Source organism: Delftia sp. WSY_12 (assembly GCF_043104645.1).
Lineage (GTDB): Bacteria > Pseudomonadota > Gammaproteobacteria > Burkholderiales > Burkholderiaceae_C > Comamonas > Comamonas tsuruhatensis.
On the sequence record NZ_JBICKW010000025.1, the window covers coordinates 57,011 to 77,959 of the forward strand.

Sequence of the window (20,949 nt, forward strand, 5' to 3'; positions counted from 1 at the left end):
CTTTGTCACAGTGCCTGCCTAGCATGCCGTGCGGATGCATAGCCAGCGAGTGCGCAGCGGCATCCCGGCCCATCCCGCCCCCGATGGGCTGATGCAGACAACCCCACAACGGAAGCCCCATGTCCCAATCCACGATGCTCTCCCGCCGCAAGGCGCTGCAATTCCTGACCGGCGCCCCCCTGCTGCCGCTCGGCTCCGCCGTGTCCGCCGCCGGCCTGCTGACCGCCTGCGGCGGTGGCGATGACGGTCCCGCGAAGAACTATGTGGCGGCCAGCTTCACCTCCATGGCCGCGCCCACGCTGGCCAACCCCCAGGCCATGGCCCGGATGACCGTGGCCTCGCAGCTCAAGGTGCAGTACAGCGACAACAGCGAGCAGAGCTTCGACCTGGGCTACCAGCCCTTCTTCGTGACCGGCGACGAAGTGCCGGACGGCAAGGGCGGCAAGATCCTGGCCGGCGGCTACTACGACATCAACAACAACAAGATCATCGACCGCACCGTGGCCGGCAGCGAGCGCCACTTCTTCTCCGATGCGCCCGACGGCACCTCGCTGCTGACCGTGCCCAATGCCAAGGTGGATGGCGTCAAGGGCAAGCCCGTGTTCGCCGTGGTGCAGTTCGAATACACGACCTGGGCGCAGGATGGCAAGACCGACATGTACGGCAAGCTGCCCTCGCCCATCGCCGTGCTGACGCTGGACCAGGACCAGACCACGGGCAAGCTCAGCCTGGTCAAGTACCACAACGTGGACACCTCCAAGGTGCACGGCCTGTGGATCACCTGCGGCGCCAGCCTGTCGCCCTGGGGCACCCATCTGTCCAGCGAAGAGTACGAGCCCGACGCCTTCGCCACCGGCAATGCGCAGTTGCAGGCCTTCAGCCAGAACCTGTATGGCGACCAGACCAAGGCCAACCCCTACCACTACGGCCACATGCCCGAAGTGACGGTCAACGTGGACGGCACGGCCAGCATCAAGAAGCATTTCTGCATGGGCCGCATCTCGCACGAGCTGGTCCAGGTCATGCCCGACCAGCGCACGGCGCTGATGGGCGACGACGCCACCAACAGCGGCTACTTCGTCTTCGTGGCCGACAAGGAAAAGGACCTGTCCTCGGGTTCGCTGTACGTGGCCAAGGTGGGTGCAGGCTTCTCCATCGACCCCGCATCGGGCAGCGCCGCCGCGCTGACCTGGATCAAGCTGGGCTCGGCCACCAGCGCCGAGATCGAGCAGCTGGCCAACACGCTCAAGCCCACGGACATCATGACCGTGGCCAAGACCGATCCGGGCGACGCCAGCTACACCAAGATCACCGCCAACGGCAAGGTGGAGTGGATCAAGATCAACCCCGGCATGGAAAAGGCCGCCGCCTTCCTGGAAACCCACCGCTACGCCGCCTTCAAGGGCGCGAGCATGGGCTTCACCAAGATGGAAGGCACGACCGTCAACGCCAAGGACAAGGTGGCCTACTCGGCCCTGCAGAACTGCGAAAAGTCCATGGTGGCCGGTGATGCGCTGAACGTGGCAGGCAATGGCGTGTCCATCCCCAAGCAGCTCAAGGCCGGCGCCGTGATGGCACTGAACCTGCGCGGTGGCCAGAAGGACACGGCCGGCGCCGCCATCAACAGCGAGTGGATGCCCGTGGACACCAAGGCCCTGCTGGCCGGCGAGGATATCAGCGCCGACGCGCTGGGCAACACCGGCAACCCGAACAAGATCTGCAACCCCGACAACCTCAAGTTCTCGGAGAAGATGCGCACCCTGTTCATCGGCGAGGACAGCGGCCAGCACGTCAACAACTTCCTGTGGGCCTACAACATCGACACCAAGCAGCTGTCGCGCCTGATGTCGATTCCCGCAGGCGGCGAATCCACGGGCCTGCACGCCGTGGACGAGATCAACGGCTGGACCTACATCATGAGCAACTTCCAGCACGCCGGTGACTGGGGCAGCATCCACAACGTGGTCAAGTCCACGCTGGACCCGCTGATCAGCACCAACTATCGCGGCAAGTTCGGCGCCGCCGTCGGCTACCTGACCGGCACCGCTTCCCAGCCCAAGCTGTCGGCCTGACCGCCGCCCTGCGGCGCGTGGCGCCACAACAAGAAGGCCATGGATTTCCATGGCCTTTTTGCATGCCTGCGCCGCAACTGCATGGATGTCATGAACCCGACTCTTAGCGTGCAAAACAAGAGTCATTCTCACCTGGTCGCTATAATTTCTGATGCATTGCGGCGTCGCTAGCCCGCCATCGCACCATCTTCAGCCCCGCCGGATCACGCCCCTCAAGGCCCGGCAGGCGCACGCAGAGCCACACCACAGGAGAGACTCCATGACCCCAGCTTCCCGCATCCTTCGCAGCACGGCCTCCGCATGGCTGGCGGCCGCTGCCACCCTGGCGGTGCCGGCTGCACATGCCGACTATCTCTGGCTGCAGCAGGACGCAGGACAGGCCCGGGCCTATGCCGGAGAACTGCGCAAGCCGCTGCAACAGCTGCCGGCCCTGGAGGACGCCAAGCAGGTCCTGCCCGACGGCAAGAGCCTTCCCCTGAAGGCCGAGGCCAATCATTTCACCGCGGACGCAGGCCAGGGCGATGTGCGCATCGCCGCCACGCGCCCCGGCGCCAATGGCGTGCTGACCTATTACCAGGCCCGTTTCGGCCGCAACGACACCAAGGCCGTGAACGACCTGGAGCTGGTGCCCACCACGGCGGGCGGCGATACGTTCCAGCTGGTGTTCAAGGGCCGCAAGGTCGCGGCCAGCCAGGTCAATGTGCAGACCAGCGAGGGCTGGTACCGCACGCTCACGCCATCGCAGGACGGCACGGTGAGCTTCAAGCCCTACTTCCCGGGCCTGTACGTGCTGGAGGTGACGGCGCGCGTGGACAACGGCTCGGTCACGCTGGACGGCAAGAAGTACACCGACGTGCGCCACACCACCACGCTGAGCTTCGAAGTCAAGCCCTGACCGCCGGACACGACGGCCCGGCCCTCACTCCACGACCGTGAGCTTGGCAATGGACAGCGCCAGCCACTTCGTGCCGTGGCGCCCAAAGCTGACCTGGGCACGCGCGTCGTCGCCCGTGCCTTCCAGGGCCAGCACCTTGCCTTCGCCGAACTTGTTGTGGAACACGTTCAGGCCCACGCGCAGGCCGTGGCCCGGGTCGGCCTTTTGCGGCGGCACGGGCGGGCTGGCGAAGACCTCGCTGCGCCAGCCTTCGGCCTTGCTGCCGAAGCCGCCGCGATCGCGTGAGCCATAGCCGCCACCACCGCCGCCACCGGGGCGGGGCGCGTAGCTGCCAAAGCCGCCCTGCTTCGGCGTGATCCACTTGAGCGCCTCTTCAGGCAGCTCGTCGAAGAAGCGGCTCTTGACGTTGTAGCGCGTCTGCCCGTGCAGCATGCGCGTCTGCGAATGGCTCAGGTACAGGCGCTTGCGCGCGCGGGTGATGGCCACATAGGCCAGGCGGCGTTCTTCCTCCAGGCCGCCTCGGTCCATCATGGCGTTCTCGTGCGGGAACAGGCCCTCCTCCACGCCGCCGATGAAGACGGCGTCGAACTCCAGGCCCTTGGAGGCATGCACGGTCATCAGCTGCACGGCGTCCTGGCCTGCCTGGGCCTGGTTGTCGCCAGCCTCCAGCGCCGCGTGCGTCAGGAAGGCGGCCAGCGGCGACAGGGTCTCGCCGGTATCGGCATCGACCATGCCGGCCACGGTGCCGGCCGGCGGCGTGAGCGGCGTGTCCAGCAGCGGCAGCGCAGGGTCCAGGCCCTGGCTGGCGGGGCTTTGCGTCAGCGCCCTGGCGCCGTCGTGCTCGTCCAGCGGCAGGGCCACGGCATCGCGGCCAAAGCCTTCCTGGGTGACAAAGCTCTCGGCCGCGTTCACGAGTTCCTGCAGGTTCTCGATGCGGTCGGCGCCTTCCTTTTCGTTGCGGTAGTGCTCGAGCAGGCCGCTTTCTTCCTCGATGGCCTCGATGATCTCGCGCAGCGTGCGGCCCTGGGTCTGCTCGCGCAGCACGTCGATCTTGGCGACAAAGCCTGCGAGCTTGGCGCCCGGCGCGCCCGGCACCGCCGAGACGGCATCGTGCAGCGAGCAGCCCGCGCTGCGCGCCGCGTCCTGCAGCGTCTCCACGCTGCGCGCGCCGATGCCGCGCGGTGGGAAGTTCACCACGCGCAAAAAGCTGGTGTCGTCGTGCGGGTTCTCCAGCAGGCGCAGGTAGGCCAGCGCATGCTTGATTTCGGCGCGCTCGAAAAAGCGCAGCCCGCCGTACACGCGGTAGGGAATGGCGGCATTGAACAGCTGCGATTCGATCACCCGGCTTTGCGCATTGCTGCGGTAGAGCACGGCGATTTCCTGGCGCTGCCAGCCGTCCTTTTTCACGAGCTGCTGGATTTCCTCGACCATCCACTGCGCCTCGGCCATGTCGGTGGGCGCCTCGTAGATGCGCACGGGCTCGCCCGGGCCCTGGGTGGTGCGCAGGTTCTTGCCCAGGCGCTGGCTGTTGTGGCTGATGAGCGCGTTGGCGCAGTCCAGGATGTTGCTGTAGGAGCGGTAGTTCTGCTCCAGCTTGATCTGCTGGCGCACATCGAACTCGCGCACGAAGTCCTGCATGTTGCCCACGCGCGCACCGCGAAAGGCGTAGATGCTCTGGTCGTCGTCGCCCACGGCGATCACGCTGCCCAGGGCCTGCAGGCGGCCATCCACCACGTCGCCCGCCAATTGCTTGAGCCACTGGTACTGCAGCTTGTTGGTGTCCTGGAACTCGTCGACCATGATGTGGCGAAAGCGCCGCTGGTAGTGGGCGCGCAGCGCGGCATCGTCGCGCAGCAGCTCGAAGGAGCGCAGCATCAGCTCGCCGAAATCGACCACGCCTTCGCGCTGGCACTGCTCCTCGTAGAGCTGGTAGATCTCGACCTTCTTGCGCGTGTCCGGGTCATTGGCCACCACGTCGCCGGGGCGCATGCCCTCTTCCTTGCAGCCGGCAATGAAGTACTGCAGCTGCTTGGGCGGGAAGCGCTCGTCGTCCACGTTGAACTGCTTGCACAGGCGCTTGACGGCCGACAGCTGGTCCTGCGTGTCCAGAATCTGGAAGGTGGACGACAGCCCTGCCGCCTGGTGGTGGGCACGCAGCAGCCGGTTGCACAGGCCGTGGAAGGTGCCTATCCACATGCCGCGCACGTTGTAGGGCAGCATGGTCGACAGGCGCGCCAGCATTTCCTTGGCCGCCTTGTTGGTGAAGGTCACGGCCAGGATGGAGCCCGGCGTGGCCTGGCCCGTCTGCAGCAGCCAGGCGATGCGCGTGGTCAGCACCCGCGTCTTGCCCGAGCCGGCGCCGGCCAGGATCAGCGCATGGCCGGCCGGCAGCGTGACGGCAGCGAGCTGCTCCTCGTTGAGGTTGGCCAGCAAAGGGGAGTTGGAGGCGGGTGCGGCACCGGAGGCGCCGTCGAGCAGATCGATCGGGAACATCCCGGCATTGTAGGAAGCGCCCCGGCCTGCGGGGAAAGCCATGCTGCATTTCCCGCATTCGACACATGCAGCGCATCTTCCCGGTCCATAACGCCATTGCTATAACCGCTATATCGACAGGGCGCCCGGGCCCGCCGCCGGCAACGTATAGAATCAATCACCGGGCCCAAGTTTCTTGCGGTCCGGTTTTTTGTGCCCGGGCCACAGCCGCCCTGGCGACGCGGCCCGCCCGCGCCGCCCGCAAGACCGGCCTCCAAGCCAAGCGCCCCATCGCGGAGGGATGTTCCTGCCGCGACCTTTCATGGAGCTTGGAATCAAATGGAAATCTTCGACTACGACAACATCCTGCTGCTGCCGCGCAAGTGCCGCGTGGAAAGCCGCTCGGAGTGTGATGCCAGCGTGGAGCTGGGCGGTCGGTCCTTCCGCATCCCGGCCGTGCCGGCCAACATGAAGACGGTGGTGGATGAAAGCATCTGCACCTGGCTGGCCCGCAACGGCTACTTCTACGTGATGCACCGCTTTGACCTGGACAACGTGCAGTTCGTGCGCGAGATGCAGGGCAAGGGCTGCTTCGCCTCCATCTCGCTGGGCGTCAAGAAGCCCGACTACGACACCGTGGACCGCTTCGTCGCCGAAGGCCTGTGCCCCGAATACATCACCATCGACATCGCCCACGGCCATGCCGACAGCGTGAAGAACATGATCGGCTACCTCAAGGAAAAGCTGCCCAAGTCCTTCGTGATCGCCGGCAACGTGGGCACGCCCGAAGCCGTGATCGACCTGGAGAACTGGGGCGCCGACGCCACCAAGGTCGGCATCGGCCCCGGCAAGGTCTGCATCACCAAGCTCAAGACGGGCTTCGGCACGGGCGGCTGGCAGCTGTCGGCGCTCAAGTGGTGCGCGCGCGTGGCCACCAAACCCATCATTGCCGACGGCGGCATCCGCAGCCACGGCGACATCGCCAAGAGCGTGCGCTTTGGCGCCACCATGGTGATGATCGGCTCGCTGTTCGCGGGCCATGAGGAATCGCCGGGCCAGACGGTCGAGGAAAACGGCCAGCGCTTCAAGGAGTACTACGGCTCGGCCTCGGACTTCAACAAGGGCGAGTACAAGCACGTCGAAGGCAAGCGCATCCTCGAGCCCGTCAAGGGACTTCTGGCCGACACCCTGATCGAGATGGAGCAGGATGTGCAAAGCTCCATCAGCTACTCGGGCGGCAAGAAGCTGATGGACATCCGCAAGGTCAACTACGTGATCCTGGGCGGTGACAACGCAGGCGAACATCTGCTGATGTAAGCGCAGACACCAAGGCAAGGCGGCTTCGGCCGCCTTTTTTTGTGCCTGCGTTCCCGACGTCACGCAGGCCGCGCATGCCGAGATCGCGCCATGAACCAAAAAATTGGCGTGTCTTCCTGCAAGCACGCCAAAAATGCCGCATAATTGCGGTCTCGTTTGCAGCGCAGACTTGTTTTTGGGGCTCTTAGCTCAGCTGGTAGAGCAGCGGACTCTTAATCCGTTGGTCGAGTGTTCGAATCACTCAGGGCCCACCAAAAATTCCTTTTCAGCCTGGATTCATCCAGGCTGATTCCTTCGGAATACCCGAGGGGGCTCTTAGCTCAGCTGGTAGAGCAGCGGACTCTTAATCCGTTGGTCGAGTGTTCGAATCACTCAGGGCCCACCAAGAATTCCTTTGCCTGATCTCTTCAGGCAGCCACGCAGAAATACGTGGGGCTCTTAGCTCAGCTGGTAGAGCAGCGGACTCTTAATCCGTTGGTCGAGTGTTCGAATCACTCAGGGCCCACCACCAACACCCCGAAAAAGGCACTCAGCGCACCGGCGCTCAGTGCCTTTTCTTGTTGTACTCCATCAGCACCGACATATTGCTGCTGCCGGCCTTGGCCACCCACTCGCGACCAAAGCGCTCGCCCACCAAATCCAGCATGTGGCGCAGATCCGCTGAAGGCGCCGCCACGGACACCTTGTTGTCGGCAAGGATCTTCTTGCCCAGCTCATCGGCCTGCTGGGCCAGCGCCCAGCCCTCTTTTTCAGCCGACTCGGCAGCGCGGCCGATGGCCTGGCGCTCGGGCTCGGTGAAGCCCCTCCAGGCAAGTTCGCTGACGCAAAGCATGTTCTTGGGAATCCAGGCCTTGATATCCAGAAACACCTTCATGGCCTTCCAGGCCTGGATGTCGGCGCCCGTGGCGCTGGAGGTAATCATGGCATCGATACCACCTTGCTCCACGACGGCACCCAGATCGCCTGCGGCAATCACCACCGGCTGCGCCCCCCAGAGCTCGGCCAACCGCTTGGTCGCATCGCTTTGCACACGCAGCCTGAGGCCCTTGAGATCCGCGATGCTGTGGACCGGGCGCCGGCTCAGGAGACCCTGCGCCGGCCAGGGCACGGCAAACAGCAGGCGCGCGCCCTGCTGGGCCAGCAAGAACTCCTGCAGCACGGGGCGGGTCAACTGCCACAGGCGCGCGGCCTCGTCAAAGCCACGCACCATGAAAGGCAGCGAGTCCATGGCCAGCAGCGGGTGGATGTCCGCACAGGACGACATGAGCACTTCGCCGAACTGGAGGTCATTGCGCTTGAGCGCAGGCAGCACCTGCGCCATGGGCTTGAGCGCCGAGCCGGACACCACCTCGATCTCCAGCGACTGCCGGGTGTCGGCACCCACGCGTGCCGCGAAATTGCGCAGGTTCTGCGTGTGGAAGATGCCATCGCCATAGGCCGCCGACAGCTGCAGCCGGTGGCCCTTGGACCAGGCAGCGCCGGCGGTCAGCTGCAACGCGGCCGGAGCCAGGCCTGATATCAACGTGCGGCGAGAAACAGTCATGAAAGATCCTTGGCGAAAGCGCCCAGAACCATGCCATCCACCCGACGGCGGACCTGTGCATGCGGGCGTAAAAGATAAATTCTATCGATATTTATAATATTTAGATACAAACTATCGATCCATTCCATCGCCCAGGTCATTCGCCAAGCCATCCGTCACACCGGATTCCAGCCAAGCCGCTACAGTGTCACCCTGCCGCAGACGCATGAGTGTGCGGCCCTCTTCTGCGCCTGTGGCCCGCCTGCAGCGCACAACCGCCTCGCCTGCATGCCACAAAATGTTTCCCCACTCTGGAAGGGCCCGCGCTGGGCCCTGGCCGTCCTGCTAGCCATCCTGGGCATGCTGGGACCGTTCTCGATCGACACCTACATCCCGGCCTTCTCGGGCATCGCCCAGGCCTTGAACGCCACGCCGCTGCAGATGCAGCAGACGCTGTCGGCCTATCTGTTCGGCTTTGCCTTCATGAACCTTTTCCATGGCGCCATGGCCGACAGCTTTGGCCGCCGCCCTGTGGTGCTATGGGGACTGGCCGTGTTCACGCTGGCCTCGGCAGGCTGCGCGCTGTCGCAGAACATCACGCAACTGGTGCTGTTCCGGGCGCTGCAGGGCCTGTCCACGGGCGCCGGCATCGTGGTGTCGCGCGCCGTGGTGCGCGACCTGTTTCCGCCTGCCCAGGCCCAGCGCGTGATGGCCCAGATCACCATCTTCTTCGGCATTGCCCCGGCGCTGGCGCCGGTGCTGGGCGGCTGGCTGTTCGTGCACCTGGGCTGGGCGGCCGTATTCTGGTTCCTGACGCTGGTGGGCGTGCTGCTGTGGAGCATCAACTGGCGCTTTCTGCCCGAGTCTCTGCCGCAGGCGCAGCGCCAGCCCTTCCGGTTCAAGCCACTGATGCAGGGCTACAAGGCGCTGTGCAGCGATCCGCGCTTTGTGCTGCTGGCCTTTGCCAGCGGCGTGCCGTTCAACGGCATGTTTTTGTACGTGCTGTCGGCCCCCGCCTTCCTGGGCGACCTGCTGCACCTGCAGCCGCAGCAGTTCTTCTGGTTCTTCGTGATTTCGATCTCGGGCATCATGGGCGGCGCCTGGGTGAGCGGCCGGCTGGCCGGGCGCATTCCACCCAAGCACCAGATCCGCCACGGCTTCGTGATCATGTTCGTGGTGTCCATCGTCAACCTGGTTGCCAACCTGATCTGGCCTGCCCATGTGAGCTGGGCGTTGATTCCCGTGGGTGTGTTCGCCTTCGGCTGGGCCATGATGGTGCCCGTCGTGACCTTACTGGTGCTGGACATCCATCCCGAGCGGCGCGGCCTGGCCTCATCGCTGCAGGCCGTGGTGGGCTCCACGGCCAATGGCATCGTGGCCGGCGTGCTGGCGCCGCTGGTGATGCATTCGACGGTGCTGCTGGCCCTGGGCTCGATCAGCATGATGCTGATCGGGCTGGCGTCGTGGATCTACCTGCATCACCGCTGGCCCGAAATCGGGCGGCATGCCTCGGAGGCCTGAAGGCCACTGCTCCCGGGATCCCGGGAGCGGAGGCCTGAAGGCCACTGCTCCCGGGATCCCGGGCGTCTATGCCCGGCCCGCGCGGCGGTCCAGCATTTTTTCCTTGTAGTAGCGCGCCTTTTCGGCATACATGGCCTGGTCCGCGCGTGACACGGTGGCCTCCAGCTGGCTGCCCTCGTTGCAACAGGCCACGCCCATGGACAGGCTGACCAGCTGACCCGGATAGAACTGGTTGTTGAGCTCCAGCAGGGACAGGATGCGCTCCTTGACGGCTTCGGCGCCGCGCTCGTCCGAGGCTGGCAGCAGCACCATGAATTCGTCGCCGCCCACGCGTGCCGCACAAGCAGGCGCATCCACGGCCTTGGTCAGCACTTCGCCCACGCGGCGAAGCATGTCGTCGCCTGCGGCATGGCCATGCTCGTCATTGGCCTCCTTGAGACCATTCATGTCGATGGCGATCACGGCCAGCGGCCACGGCCCCTTGCGCGCCAGGCGGTTCAATTCCTCGATATAGAAGGCGCGGTTGCGCAGTTGGGTGAGCACGTCGTGCTTGCCCAGGTATTCCAGATAGGCCTCGGCCTTCTTGCGTGCCGTGATATCCACCAGGGACAGCAGCACCAGCCCCCAGTCGTCCGCATGGCCGTCCAGCACGGCCAGCTGCATGTGGATGTGCAGCGTGTCGCCCGACAGCGCGTAGTTCACCACTTCGCGGTGCTGCACGAGCTTGCCGTTCCACAGGTCCTGGAGTTGATCGGCAAAGGAGTCGATCATTTCATCGCGGAAGATGCGGCCCAGCCGGCTCAGCAGCTGCAGCTTGTCGGTGGCACCGAACATGCGCAGCGTCTGGCGGTTCACGTCGATGACGCGAATCTCCTGCATGCAGCGCGAGATGAATTCCGGATGCACCTTGAGGAAGGTGGCGAAATCGCTGATGCCCTGGGCGCGCACATCGTCGAGCAGGCGCTTGATGGAGCTGAAGTCCTCGACCCACAGCGACACGGGCGAGTACTCGAACAGGTCGCGCGAGTACTGCTCGCTGCGGTGCAGCTGCCGCGTGCTGCGCATCTCGGCCGTCACGTCCTCCAGCGACACCAGCACGCAGTCCCAAAGCTCCTCATGGCCGGGCAGGATGCGGCCACGGATCTGCACGTCCAGCCGGCGCCCGTCCAGCGTGTAGTTGGCGGTGCGGTTGGCAAAAGTCGGCGAGCCCTTCCAAAGCTCCTGCAGCTCGCAGGCCAGGCCGGCATGCATGTCATCACGGAACACCTGGCCCAGGCTGTCGAGAAAGGTCTGCTGGTCCGCGGCGCCGAACAGGTCCAGCGTGCGCTGGTTGACGCGAACCACCCTGAGCGCGGCACTGCACTGCTGCAGTGCCTGCGGATGGGCAGAAAAATGCACCTGCAGATCGGTCACGCCCTGTGCTCGCCACTGGTCGAGCAGGCGCTTGAGCGCGCTGTAGTCCTCCAGCCATAGCGAGACGGGGGCCAGTTCGAACATGTGCTCAAAATCCACACTGGACGCGATCAAAGACTCCACAGGGCACCTCCGCGCCGCGATTATGGCAGTCGCAGAGCCCGCCAGACAGCAGGTTCTGCGCCACGAACACAGGCAGCGCCAGGCAGGCAGGCGGATTGCCCAAAAAAAAGCCGGCCCCGAAGGGCCGGTCTGCATGCAAAGCCGGAATCGATCAGCGCACGGCGCGCTTGCGATCGCCGCCCTGGGGCGAGTAAGGCTTGGGAGCGCTCTTGCCAAAGGCCGGACGGCGCTCACCACCGCCGAAGCCGCCGCGGGATTCACCGCCGAAGCCACGCGATTCACCGGATGCACCACGGAAGCCGCCATCGCGGTGGCCGCCATCGCGGGGAGCACCCTCACGACGGTCGCCGCCGCGCGCAGCGCCACGGTCGCCGCCGAAGCCACGGCCTTCGCCGCCACGGCCAAAGCCGCCTTCACGCGGAGCCTGGCTGTAGCCACCTTCACGCTGGCCCTGGCCAAAGCCGCCTTCGCGCTGACCCTGGCCGAAGCCGCCTTCACGCTGGCCGCCACCGAAGCTGCCGAAGCCGGCCTTGCGGCCATAGCCTTCCGAATCACGGCGGGGGCCGAAGCCACGGTCGCCACCGCGATCACCAAAGCTGCGCTCGCGGTCACCACCGCCGAAGCCGCGGTCGCCACCGAAACCACCACGACCACCGCCGGCGGAGCCTCGGCGATCACCACCACGGCCTTCAAAGCCGCCGCCACGACGGCCGCCACGGCCTTCGTTGCTGCTGGGTGCGCGCTGTGCAGGCTCGAGACCAGGAATCACCTCGGCCTTGAATTGCTGACGGCTGTAGCCTTCGATATCGAAAATGCGGCGGCGGTCACGGAATTCCGCGAACGTCACGGCCACGCCTTCGCGACCGGCACGACCCGTGCGGCCGATGCGGTGGGTGTAGTCCTCGGCCTTCATGGGCAGGCCGTAGTTGAAGACGTGGGTGATGGAGGGCACGTCAATGCCGCGTGCCGCCACATCGGTCGCCACCAGCACCTGCACCTGGCCGCTGCGCAGCGCCATCAGGCGGCGGTTGCGCAGGCCCTGGCTCAGGGCGCCGTGCAGCGCCACGGCCGAGAAGCCGTCCTGCTGCAGGTCGTTGGCCAGGCCGTCGCACTCGACCTGGGTCGATGCGAAGACGATGGCCTGGTTGATGGTGGTGTCGCGCAGCCAGTGGTCCAGCAGCTTGCGCTTGTGCTGGGAGTTGTCGGCCCAGAATAGCACTTGCTTGATGTTGGCATGCTTTTCCTGGGGCGTGTCGATGGTGACCTTCTTCACGCCCGATCCGCCGTCATGCATCACGCGCATGGCCAGCTGCTGGATGCGGGGCGCGAAGGTGGCGCTGAACATCATGGTCTGCTTGCGCTGGGCCGTCAGGTCGTTGACTTCGGCCAGATCGTCCGAGAAGCCCAGGTCCAGCATGCGGTCGGCCTCGTCGACCACCAGGAACTGCACCTGGTCGAGCTTGATCTGCATCGAGCGCTGCAGGTCCAGCAGACGGCCAGGCGTGGCCACCACGAGGTTGGCGTTCTGCAGCTTGGCAATCTGCAGCTGGTAGGGCATGCCGCCCACCACGTTGGCAATGCGGATGCCACGGCAGTGCTTGACCAGTTCGATGGCGTCATGCGCCACCTGCTGAGCCAGCTCGCGCGTGGGGCACAGGATCAGGGCGCCGGGAACGGCCGCCTTGAAGTTGCGGGGATTGGTGGGGTCCTTGCGCTTGTTGCGCTTGGGTGTGGGCTGGCCGCTGGCAGTGGCCTCGGCGCACTGGCGGTCATATTCGGCGCGGATGGCGGCTTCCTCGTCAGCCTTTTGCTGGATCAGCGTGTGCAGCACGGGCAGCAGGAAGGCGGCGGTCTTGCCCGAGCCGGTCTGGCTGGAAACCATCAGGTCGATGAAGGCCTGATCACCACTGCCCATGGCCAGGGGAATGGCTTGCGCCTGCACGGCCGTGGGCTGGGTGTAGCCCAGATCGGCAACGGCGCGGACCAGCTCTTCAGCCAGGCCCAGCTCGACGAAGGCATTGGGGAGTTCGGGAGCTGCCTGAGCGGCTTCGGCGCCCTCGACGGTTTCAGCAGCGGCCTGCTCGGCACCGGCAACGGCGGCGTCCAGCACGGAAGAGGCTTGGGCAGCGCAAGCAAAAGAGGAATCGGCAGCGGCAATGATGCCCTGCTCTTGAGAGATGTCGTTCATGAATGGCTCTAACGAAAAGCACGCGCAGTCAGCGATCTGCCACGCTTTTCTCGACGGTTGGGTCAACATCCACCGTCAGACTTGACCGGCCCTTCGCAAAAGGGCGGATGGGCGTTTTCGGCTGGTCCGAAACCGATGGTCCCGCCATCCATGAAAGCCTTCATGGAGGTCTGTGGACATCGACCTCAGACACACAGCGCAGGAGCCCTTGTGTGATGGAGATGTGCAAATTGCCCCTTGTTGATGGAGGCAAGCTGTAGATTGTCGCACTCCTGGGGTTTTCCCGCAAGCCCCCCCTGCACAAAAATGGCCGGAGGGCCCGGCTCCGGGCGCTAGACGCTCAGCAGGCGTGCGCGATAGTGCGCCAGCTCATCGATGGATTCATGCACATCGGCCAGCGCCGTGTGGCGCTGGGCCTTCTTGAAGGATGCGTAGGCATCGGGCTTCCAGCGCCTGGCCAGTTCCTTGAGGGTGCTGACATCAACGTTGCGGTAGTGAAAGAAGTCGTTGAGCTTGGGCATGTAGCGCTCCATGAAGCGCCGGTCCTGGCCAATGCTGTTGCCGCACAGCGGCGCCTTGCCCTTGGGAACGTACTGCGCCAGGAACTTGATCAGCGCGGCTTCCGCATCGGCCTCGGTGGTGGTCGATGCCTTGACGCGCTCGATCAGGCCGCTCCTGCCGTGCGTGCCCTTGTTCCAGGCGTCCATGCCGTCGAGCAGGGCATCGCTTTGATGGATGGCGAACACAGGACCCTCGATGCGCGTGGCAAGGTCCGGGCTGGTGACGACCACGGCGATCTCGATGATGCGATCGGTGTCGGGCTGCAGCCCGGTCATCTCGCAGTCGAGCCAGACGAGATTGAGGTCGGATTTGCTCAGGGTGACGGGCGTGCCGGATTCGGCGGGGACGGGAATGCAGGCGCTAGAGGCTTCGGACATGGCCCAAATTGTCGCCTACACTGCGGCCACATGGTCTTCAACCCCGATTTTTCCTCGACGCTTTCCCTGCTGTTTGCCGCAGCCGTGCTGGCCCAGTGGCTGCTGCGCGCCTGGCTGGCCTCGCGCCAGGTTCGCCATGTGGCAGGCCACAGAGCGCAGGTGCCCGAGGCCTTTGCGCAGCGCATCAGCCTGGCCGCCCACCAGAAGGCCGCCGACTACACACTGGCGAAGGCACGCGTTGCCCTGATCGACATGACGCTGGGCGCCGTGGTGCTGCTCGCATGGACGCTGCTGGGCGGGCTGGATGCACTCAACCAGCAGTTGCTGGAATGGATGGGCGCCGGCCTGTGGCAGCAATTGGCGCTGCTGGCCAGCTTTGCTCTGATCTCCGGCCTGGTGGAGCTGCCGCTGTCGCTCTACCAGACCTTTGTGCTGGAGCAGCGCTTCGGCTTCAACCAGATGACGCTGCGGCTGTGGCTGGCCGATGCCGCCAAGTCCACGGCCATGGGCGCAGCAATCGGCCTTCCGATTGCGGCACTGATCCTGTGGCTCATGGGTTCGGCCGGCGACCTGTGGTGGCTCTGGGCATGGGCCGTCTGGACGGGCTTCAACCTGCTGCTGATGTGGATCTTCCCGACCTTCATCGCACCGCTGTTCAACAAGTTCGATCCGCTGGAGGACGGCCCGCTCAAGGAGCGCGTGAGCGCACTGATGCAGCGCTGCGGCTTCACGGCCAAGGGCCTGTTCGTGATGGACGGCAGCCGCCGCTCGGCACATGCCAATGCCTATTTCACGGGCTTCGGCCACTCCAAGCGCGTGGTGTTCTTCGACACCTTGCTCAAGCAGCTGGACGCCGACGAGGTGGAGGCCGTGCTCGCGCATGAGCTGGGCCATTTCAAGCACCGCCACATCCTCAAGCGCATGCTGCTGATGTTTGCCGCCAGCCTGGCGGGCTTTGCGCTGCTGGGCTGGCTGTCGCAGCAGCTGTGGTTCTACCTGGGCCTGGGCGTGCGTCCGGGTCTGGACCTTGCGCTGGGACACAGCGGCATCGGCGCCGGCAACGAGGCCGTGGCGCTGCTGCTGTTCCTGCTGGCCGTGCCGGTGTTCAGCTTCTTTGTCACCCCACTGTTCTCGGCCCTGTCGCGCCGCGACGAGTTCGAAGCCGATGCCTACGCCATGCAACAGGCCAGCGGCGCCCACCTGGCCTCGGCACTGCTCAAGCTGTACGAGGACAATGCTTCAACGCTCACGCCCGATCCCTGGTACGTGAGCTTTTACTACTCGCATCCGCCCGCCCTCGCCCGGCTGGCGCGCATGCCCTCTCCGACCTGAACCATACGCACTCACCATGAGCACACAACGCTTGCAACAACAGGACTGGTCCAACCAGCAGCGCCGCGCGCTGACTTCCGACGAGCTGCACACCGCACTGGCCGCCCTGCCGGGCTGGCAGCTCGATGGCGATGCCATCGCCAAGAGCTACGCCTTCGCCAACTACTACGAGACCATGGCCTTCGTGAATGCGCTGGCCCTGATCGCCCACCAGCAGGACCACCATCCCGACCTGACCGTCAGCTACGGCCGCTGCGGTGTACGCCTGAACACGCATGACGTGAACGGCATCTCGTCCACCGACATCGAGTGCGCAAGGCGTATCGATGCGTTGCTGGCGCGCCCATGAATCGCACCCCGTTGACCCATGGCTGAGCGCTCCGCACTGCACGAAGGCCTGGTCGTCTCCAGCCATGGCCGCCATTGCGTGGTCGAGACCGAAGACGGCTCGCGCCACATCTGCCACCCGCGCGGCAAGAAGAGCCAGACCGTGGTGGGCGACCGCGTGCGCTGGCAACTTCCGCCCCCAGGCCAGGGGGAAGAAGGCACCATAGAAAAGGTGCTGGAGCGGCGCAACCTGTTCTACCGGCAGGACGAGATACGCACCAAGTCCTTTGCAGCCAACATCGACCAGGTGCTGATCCTGATCGCCGCCGAGCCGGTCTTCTCCGAAAGCCAGTTGGCCCGCGCCCTGATCACTGCCGAAGCCACCCACATCAAGCCCCTGATTGCCCTCAACAAGCGTGACCTGGCCGAGCCCTTTGCCGACGCCTGGGAGCGCCTGGAGCCTTATCGCGAGATGTACCTGGGCCAGGAAAAGCCGCACTACGAGGTACTGTCGCTGTCGCTGGCCAATGAGGGCGAGGCCGATCGGCAGCTGCTGATGAAGCACCTCAAGGGCAAGGCCACGCTGGTGCTGGGCCCTTCCGGCTCGGGAAAGAGCACCCTGATCAACCTGCTGGTCCCCGGCGCACGCGCTGCCACCAACGAGATCTCGCAGGCACTGAACTCCGGCAAGCACACGACCACCACGACCAGCTGGTACTGGATGGACGCGGAGCGCACGACAGCCCTGATCGACTCGCCGGGCTTCCAGGAGTTCGGCCTGCGCCACATCGAACCCACCGACCTGCCCCGCTGCATGCCCGACATCGGCGCCCATGCGCAGGAATGCAAGTTCTACAACTGCACCCACCTGCACGAGCCCGGATGCGCGGTCATGCCGCGCGTGGAGGATGAGGAACACGGCATGGACGCCGACCATGACATCAGTGCCAACCGGTACTGCATCTATGCCGAGCTGTTTGATGAGTTGAGTCAGGCCACGAAGTATTGAGCCTCCCCCAAACGCCACGGGGCCGCTCCGGGAGGGAGGAAACGACGCCTCCAAAGGGGCGTCATCCAGGGCTCGCCCGCAGGCTGCGCACTCAGCCCAACAGGCGCGCCAGCGACAGCAGGGCCAGCAGCAGCAGCCAGACCACGACCGAGCGCCAGACCAGGCCGACCACGCTGCGCAGGTGGCCGATCTCGGGCTCACGGCCCGGCGTGGCTTCGCTGTCCACGTCGAGGTCGATCTCCTCGCCGTCGTCACGGGTCACCGAGATGCCCTCGCGGCGCTTGAGTGCCTCGCCGCCCAGGCGCACGTTGATGGCGCCCGAGGTGGCGGCCAGGATCACGCCGTCGTTGTCGTTGGGAAAGCGCTGGGCATGGAAGCGCCAGCCCTCGATGGCCTCCTCGAAACTGCCGACCACGGCAAAGGAAAGAGCCGTCAGCCGTGCGGGCAGCCAGTCGATCACGGTCCAGGCCAACCGTGAGGCGTGCTGCAACTGGACACTGACCTGGCTGCCACCCAGCAGGCCCTTGCGCGACCAGGAGCGCGACAGGTGCTCGGTCATGCGGTAGAACACGGCGCCCAGCGGGCCCAGGCCCAGCGCCGCCAGTGCAGAGAACCAGAACAGCACGCCAAACACATGGCGATGCGCTGCCAGCACCGAATACTCGATCACATGGCGCACCACCTCGCTGCGGGGCACTTCGCTGGCGTCCACCTGCTGCCAGTGGGCGAGGGCTTCGCGCGCCGCGTACTCGTCACCTGCATCCAGCGCATCGCGGATGCGCGTGAAGTGGTGGCTGAACTGGCGAAAGCCCAGCGTGACGTAGAGCACGGCCACATTCCAGACCATGGCCAGCGGCCAGCCCACGCCCCACAGCAGCAGCATATAGATGCCTGTCACCAGCACGCAGGGCAGCGCCACCGCCACGGTCCAGGCCAGCCAGCCGTGGTGCGCCTGGCCGGCATCGAAGTTGCGGCGCACCGAAACCGTCCAGGCCCTGTAGCCTGTGTGCACCAGGTTGGCCGGCGTCAGGGGGCGCGCCTGCTCGATCAGCAAGGCGATCAGAATGGCAAAGAAACTCATCCGGCCATCATACTGGCGCATGCGGGCAGGCCCGTGACCCCGGGGTGGCACGGCACCCCATCCGGGCATCAGGCCGACAGGAATCGGTAAAGATTGCGCAGCATGCCGGCCGTGGCGCCCCAGATGTAGCGCTGGCGGTCTCCATCCTGGTAGGGCATGGCAAACCATTCGCGCGGCACGCCGTTCCAGACCATGGCGTGGCGCTCATGGTTGGCAGGATCGAGCAAAAAGGACAGCGGCACCTCGAACACGTCCGCCACCTCGTAGGGATTGGGATGCAGGCGCGCCCGGGGATCGACCAGGGCCACCACCGGCGTGATCAGAAAGGCCGTGCCCGTGGTGTAGATGGGCAGGGTGCCCAACACTTCCACATCGCCGGCAGCAAGCCCGACTTCCTCCTGCGCCTCGCGCAGGGCCGTGGCCTGGGCAGACACATCCTCAGGATCGCGCTTGCCACCCGGAAAGGCCACCTGGCCCGAATGCGTGGACAGATGGGCCGTGCGTTCGGTCAGCAGCACCGTGGGCTCGGAGCGCAGCACGATGGGCACGAGCACGGCGGCATCGGTGGGCTGGCGATCACTGAAGCGTTTCTCGCGCACCACCTCGGGAGCCCAGCGGGGCGGCCGCGCAAAGCGCTGGCGCAGGGCATCCGGCGCGCGGGCCTCCAGAGGCACGGCGGGCAGGTGGCTGTCCCTGCCCACCAGTTGCGCCATGCGCGGGTCGGCGACCGAGGCGACGGCCGCTGGCGTCGGGCCGCCGGTCGGCACGGGTATGGCGGTATCGGGCAGAGAGGACACGAATGAAGGAATGTGGTGAGAAACGAGCGAGCAACAAAAAAGCCGCTACAGGCGACTGTAGCGGCTTTCCAGCTGTGACGCAGGTGCTCAGGCTTCGGCAGAAACCTTGACACGCGACGGCAGCTTTTCCTTGATGCGGGCCGACTTGCCGCTGCGCTCGCGCAGGTAGTACAGCTTGGCACGACGCACATCACCGCGACGCTTGACTTCGATGCCGGCGATCAGGGGCGAGTAGGTCTGGAACGTACGCTCCACGCCTTCACCACTGGAGATCTTGCGCACGGTGAAGCCGCTGTTCAGGCCACGGTTGCGCTTGGCGATCACGACGCCTTCGTAGGCCTGCACGCGCTTGCGGCTGCCTTCGACCACGTTCACGCTCACGATGACGGTGTCACCGGGGGCGAACTGGGGGATGGTCTTGTTCAGACGGGCGATTTCCTCTTGCTCGAGGGTCTGGATCAGATTCATGGTCAACATCCAATCGATCTTGTCCGCGCCAGGATTGGCAAGCGCCGGGATTGGCGCCATGGCTGCTTTGTTCGTAGCAGCGGCCGGATAGAGGATCGAAGAATCGCGGATTATAGCCCGGCGGCGTTTTTTGCCAAAAACCCCTCGTCCTTGGCATTGAGCAGGCCCTGGGCGCGCGCCTGCTCTATCAGCTCGGGCCGGTGCCTGGCCGTGATGGACAGGCGCTGGTCGCGGCGCCAGCGCTCGATCTGCGCGTGGTGCCCAGACAACAGCGGCGCCGGCACTTCGCGCCCTTCCCAGACTTCGGGGCGCGTGTAGTGCGGGCAATCGAGCAGGCCGTCGAGCGCGGGATTGAAGCTGTCCTGCTGGAAGCTGCCCTCGTCGTTGAGCACGCCGGGCTGCAACCGGGCCACGGCATCGAGCAAGGCCATGGCAGCAATCTCGCCACCGGAGAGCACGAAATCGCCCAGGCTCAGCTGGTGCGTGACATTGGCATCGATGAAGCGCTGGTCCAACCCCTCGTAGCGGCCGCACAGCAAGATGGCACCCTGCCCCTGCGCCCAGTCGGCGACCACGCAGTGGCGCAGCGTCGTGCCTATCGGCGAAAACAGCACCACCGGCGCCGGCTCGGTCTCGCCCGCGTCGCGGCGCGCCTGCTGCGCCGCCTGCAGGCAGCGCTGCAGCGGCTCGGCCATCATCACCATGCCCGGCCCGCCGCCAAAGGGCCGGTCGTCCACGCGCCGGTAGTTGCCCTGGGCATGGTCGCGCGGATTCCACAGGTGCACGCCGACCTGGCCCGAGGCATAGGCCCGGCGCGTCACGCCGCTTTCGAGAAACGGCGTGAACAGCTCGGGAAACAGCGTGAGGATGTCGAAGCGCATGGATGTCGGCGATCAGTAGTCGGGCTGCCAGTCGGCAACGATGGTCTTGCCCGGCAGATCCACCTTGTCCACATAGGCGTCGACAAAGGGAATCATGCGCTCGCGCTCCTTGCCATCCTCTTCATAGGCCAGCACCAGCACGGTCTGCGGGCCGGTGGACAGCAGGTCTCGGACGATGCCCAGGGCCACGCCTTCGCGGTTGACCACGGACAGGCCCAGCAGGTCGACCCAGTAATACTCGCCATCCTCGGGCTGCGGAAAATCGCTGCGCGCCACGAAGATGCGCGCACCGCGCAGGGCCTCGGCAGCGTTGCGGTCGTTCACGGCGGGCGAGGTGGCGACGACGGAGTCGGAGTGCACGCGCGCCTGCTTGACCGGCAGCAGCACGGTTCCGGTGAACTGCCGGGCGCCTTTTTCGGCGGGCTGCAGATACCACTGCTTGGCCGTAAACAGGGCCTCGGGGTCGGAACTGAAGGCCGCCACCTTGAACCAGCCCTTGATGCCCCAGGCATCGGCGATGCGCCCGACCTCCACGGCATCGGCAGGCAGGACGCTGGCTTCGAGTTCAGGCATGTGGCTCATGGCAGTCGGTA

Annotated in this window: 17 protein-coding genes and 3 tRNA genes; 10 read left to right on the plus strand and 10 right to left on the minus strand. The window is 65.5% G+C overall.

Translation table 11 applies throughout. The features are described from left to right. Positions 1-119 precede the first annotated feature (119 nt). Together ACF8LI_RS17030 and ACF8LI_RS17035 are read left to right on the plus strand one after the other, a co-directional pair. Positions 120-2,072: a PhoX family phosphatase gene (locus tag ACF8LI_RS17030; protein WP_047326594.1), complete on the plus strand. Its 1,953-nt coding sequence runs from the start codon at positions 120-122 to the stop codon at positions 2,070-2,072. 259 nt (positions 2,073-2,331) lie between these two features. Next, on the plus strand, positions 2,332-2,967 hold the full coding sequence (locus ACF8LI_RS17035) for a hypothetical protein (RefSeq protein WP_016445797.1): 636 nt from the start codon (positions 2,332-2,334) through the stop codon (positions 2,965-2,967). Positions 2,968-2,991: 24 nt separating this feature from the next. Here the strand turns inward: ACF8LI_RS17035 and ACF8LI_RS17040 are convergent, their stop codons facing one another. Further along, on the minus strand, positions 2,992-5,460 hold the full coding sequence (locus ACF8LI_RS17040) for a UvrD-helicase domain-containing protein (protein WP_017407381.1): 2,469 nt from the start codon (positions 5,458-5,460) through the stop codon (positions 2,992-2,994). 318 nt (positions 5,461-5,778) lie between these two features. Here ACF8LI_RS17040 and ACF8LI_RS17045 point away from each other — a divergent pair, with 318 nt between their 5' ends. From ACF8LI_RS17045 to ACF8LI_RS17060, 4 genes are all read left to right on the plus strand, one after another. Further along, positions 5,779-6,756, plus strand: a complete 978-nt coding sequence (locus tag ACF8LI_RS17045) for a GMP reductase (RefSeq protein WP_016445795.1) — start codon at positions 5,779-5,781, stop codon at positions 6,754-6,756. A 178-nt stretch (positions 6,757-6,934) separates the two neighbouring features. Continuing rightward, positions 6,935-7,010, plus strand: a tRNA-Lys gene (locus ACF8LI_RS17050). Between the two features lie 55 nt (positions 7,011-7,065). Next, positions 7,066-7,141, plus strand: a tRNA-Lys gene (locus tag ACF8LI_RS17055). 47 nt (positions 7,142-7,188) lie between these two features. Further along, a tRNA-Lys gene (locus tag ACF8LI_RS17060) sits at positions 7,189-7,264 on the plus strand. A 36-nt stretch (positions 7,265-7,300) separates the two neighbouring features. On the opposite strand, the gene ACF8LI_RS17065 is transcribed toward ACF8LI_RS17060, so the two are convergent. Beyond that, complete coding sequence (locus ACF8LI_RS17065) at positions 7,301-8,299, minus strand: TRAP transporter substrate-binding protein (RefSeq protein WP_016451115.1); 999 nt, start codon at positions 8,297-8,299, stop codon at positions 7,301-7,303. Between the two features lie 267 nt (positions 8,300-8,566). On the opposite strand from ACF8LI_RS17065, the gene ACF8LI_RS17070 reads away from it, so the two are divergent. Next, positions 8,567-9,799, plus strand: coding sequence for a multidrug effflux MFS transporter (locus tag ACF8LI_RS17070; protein ID WP_392413432.1), 1,233 nt, complete (start codon positions 8,567-8,569; stop codon positions 9,797-9,799). A gap of 66 nt (positions 9,800-9,865) precedes the next feature. On the opposite strand, the gene ACF8LI_RS17075 is transcribed toward ACF8LI_RS17070, so the two are convergent. The 3 genes from ACF8LI_RS17075 to orn form a co-directional block, all read right to left on the minus strand. Next, positions 9,866-11,335, minus strand: coding sequence for a diguanylate cyclase domain-containing protein (locus ACF8LI_RS17075; RefSeq protein ID WP_392413434.1), 1,470 nt, complete (start codon positions 11,333-11,335; stop codon positions 9,866-9,868). 151 nt (positions 11,336-11,486) lie between these two features. Next, positions 11,487-13,523: a DEAD/DEAH box helicase gene (locus tag ACF8LI_RS17080; RefSeq protein ID WP_392413436.1), complete on the minus strand. Its 2,037-nt coding sequence runs from the start codon at positions 13,521-13,523 to the stop codon at positions 11,487-11,489. 332 nt (positions 13,524-13,855) lie between these two features. Further along, positions 13,856-14,461, minus strand: a complete 606-nt coding sequence (gene orn, locus ACF8LI_RS17085; protein ID WP_016445790.1) for an oligoribonuclease — start codon at positions 14,459-14,461, stop codon at positions 13,856-13,858. A 30-nt stretch (positions 14,462-14,491) separates the two neighbouring features. Between orn and ACF8LI_RS17090 the strand changes: the two genes are divergently transcribed. From ACF8LI_RS17090 to rsgA, 3 genes are read left to right on the plus strand one after another with little or no spacing between them, the layout of a single operon-like run. Next, positions 14,492-15,793, plus strand: a complete 1,302-nt coding sequence (locus ACF8LI_RS17090; protein ID WP_016445789.1) for a M48 family metallopeptidase — start codon at positions 14,492-14,494, stop codon at positions 15,791-15,793. 16 nt (positions 15,794-15,809) lie between these two features. Continuing rightward, complete coding sequence (locus ACF8LI_RS17095; RefSeq protein WP_016445788.1) at positions 15,810-16,142, plus strand: 4a-hydroxytetrahydrobiopterin dehydratase; 333 nt, start codon at positions 15,810-15,812, stop codon at positions 16,140-16,142. A gap of 18 nt (positions 16,143-16,160) precedes the next feature. Continuing rightward, positions 16,161-17,129 (plus strand): ribosome small subunit-dependent GTPase A, encoded by a 969-nt coding sequence (gene rsgA, locus ACF8LI_RS17100; protein WP_016451111.1) that lies wholly within the window; start codon positions 16,161-16,163, stop codon positions 17,127-17,129. 91 nt (positions 17,130-17,220) lie between these two features. On the opposite strand, the gene ACF8LI_RS17105 is transcribed toward rsgA, so the two are convergent. The 5 genes from ACF8LI_RS17105 to rimM form a co-directional block, all read right to left on the minus strand. After that, a complete protein-coding gene (locus ACF8LI_RS17105) occupies positions 17,221-18,210 on the minus strand; it encodes a CobD/CbiB family protein (RefSeq protein ID WP_392413437.1) in 990 nt (329 codons plus the stop codon). 68 nt (positions 18,211-18,278) lie between these two features. Beyond that, positions 18,279-19,007 carry a CoA pyrophosphatase gene (locus tag ACF8LI_RS17110; RefSeq protein WP_016445785.1) on the minus strand — a complete coding sequence of 243 codons (729 nt, stop codon included), beginning with the start codon at positions 19,005-19,007 and terminating at the stop codon, positions 18,279-18,281. A gap of 87 nt (positions 19,008-19,094) precedes the next feature. Continuing rightward, on the minus strand, positions 19,095-19,475 hold the full coding sequence (gene rplS / locus ACF8LI_RS17115) for a 50S ribosomal protein L19 (protein ID WP_016445784.1): 381 nt from the start codon (positions 19,473-19,475) through the stop codon (positions 19,095-19,097). A 110-nt stretch (positions 19,476-19,585) separates the two neighbouring features. Further along, the gene (gene trmD / locus ACF8LI_RS17120) at positions 19,586-20,356 is read right to left on the minus strand and encodes a tRNA (guanosine(37)-N1)-methyltransferase TrmD (protein ID WP_392413440.1); all 771 of its coding nucleotides are present in this window, start codon (positions 20,354-20,356) and stop codon (positions 19,586-19,588) included. A gap of 12 nt (positions 20,357-20,368) precedes the next feature. After that, positions 20,369-20,938 carry a ribosome maturation factor RimM gene (gene rimM / locus ACF8LI_RS17125; protein ID WP_016445782.1) on the minus strand — a complete coding sequence of 190 codons (570 nt, stop codon included), beginning with the start codon at positions 20,936-20,938 and terminating at the stop codon, positions 20,369-20,371. Between the last annotated feature and the right edge of the window lie 11 nt (positions 20,939-20,949).

Bases quoted from the DNA above. Each gene is read 5' to 3' on its own strand.
- rplS (WP_016445784.1), bottom strand. From the start codon at position 19,475: ATGAATCTGATCCAGACCCTCGAGCAAGAGGAAATCGCCCGTCTGAAC.
- ACF8LI_RS17035 (WP_016445797.1), top strand. From the start codon at position 2,332: ATGACCCCAGCTTCCCGCATCCTTCGCAGCACGGCCTCCGCATGGCTG.
- trmD (WP_392413440.1), bottom strand. From the start codon at position 20,356: ATGCGCTTCGACATCCTCACGCTGTTTCCCGAGCTGTTCACGCCGTTT.
- ACF8LI_RS17045 (WP_016445795.1), top strand. From the start codon at position 5,779: ATGGAAATCTTCGACTACGACAACATCCTGCTGCTGCCGCGCAAGTGC.
- ACF8LI_RS17030 (WP_047326594.1), top strand. From the start codon at position 120: ATGTCCCAATCCACGATGCTCTCCCGCCGCAAGGCGCTGCAATTCCTG.
- ACF8LI_RS17095 (WP_016445788.1), top strand. From the start codon at position 15,810: ATGAGCACACAACGCTTGCAACAACAGGACTGGTCCAACCAGCAGCGC.
- ACF8LI_RS17040 (WP_017407381.1), bottom strand. From the start codon at position 5,460: ATGTTCCCGATCGATCTGCTCGACGGCGCCTCCGGTGCCGCACCCGCC.
- orn (WP_016445790.1), bottom strand. From the start codon at position 14,461: ATGTCCGAAGCCTCTAGCGCCTGCATTCCCGTCCCCGCCGAATCCGGC.
- rimM (WP_016445782.1), bottom strand. From the start codon at position 20,938: ATGAGCCACATGCCTGAACTCGAAGCCAGCGTCCTGCCTGCCGATGCC.
- ACF8LI_RS17065 (WP_016451115.1), bottom strand. From the start codon at position 8,299: ATGACTGTTTCTCGCCGCACGTTGATATCAGGCCTGGCTCCGGCCGCG.
- rsgA (WP_016451111.1), top strand. From the start codon at position 16,161: ATGGCTGAGCGCTCCGCACTGCACGAAGGCCTGGTCGTCTCCAGCCAT.
- ACF8LI_RS17070 (WP_392413432.1), top strand. From the start codon at position 8,567: ATGCCACAAAATGTTTCCCCACTCTGGAAGGGCCCGCGCTGGGCCCTG.
- ACF8LI_RS17105 (WP_392413437.1), bottom strand. From the start codon at position 18,210: ATGAGTTTCTTTGCCATTCTGATCGCCTTGCTGATCGAGCAGGCGCGC.
- ACF8LI_RS17080 (WP_392413436.1), bottom strand. From the start codon at position 13,523: ATGAACGACATCTCTCAAGAGCAGGGCATCATTGCCGCTGCCGATTCC.
- ACF8LI_RS17090 (WP_016445789.1), top strand. From the start codon at position 14,492: ATGGTCTTCAACCCCGATTTTTCCTCGACGCTTTCCCTGCTGTTTGCC.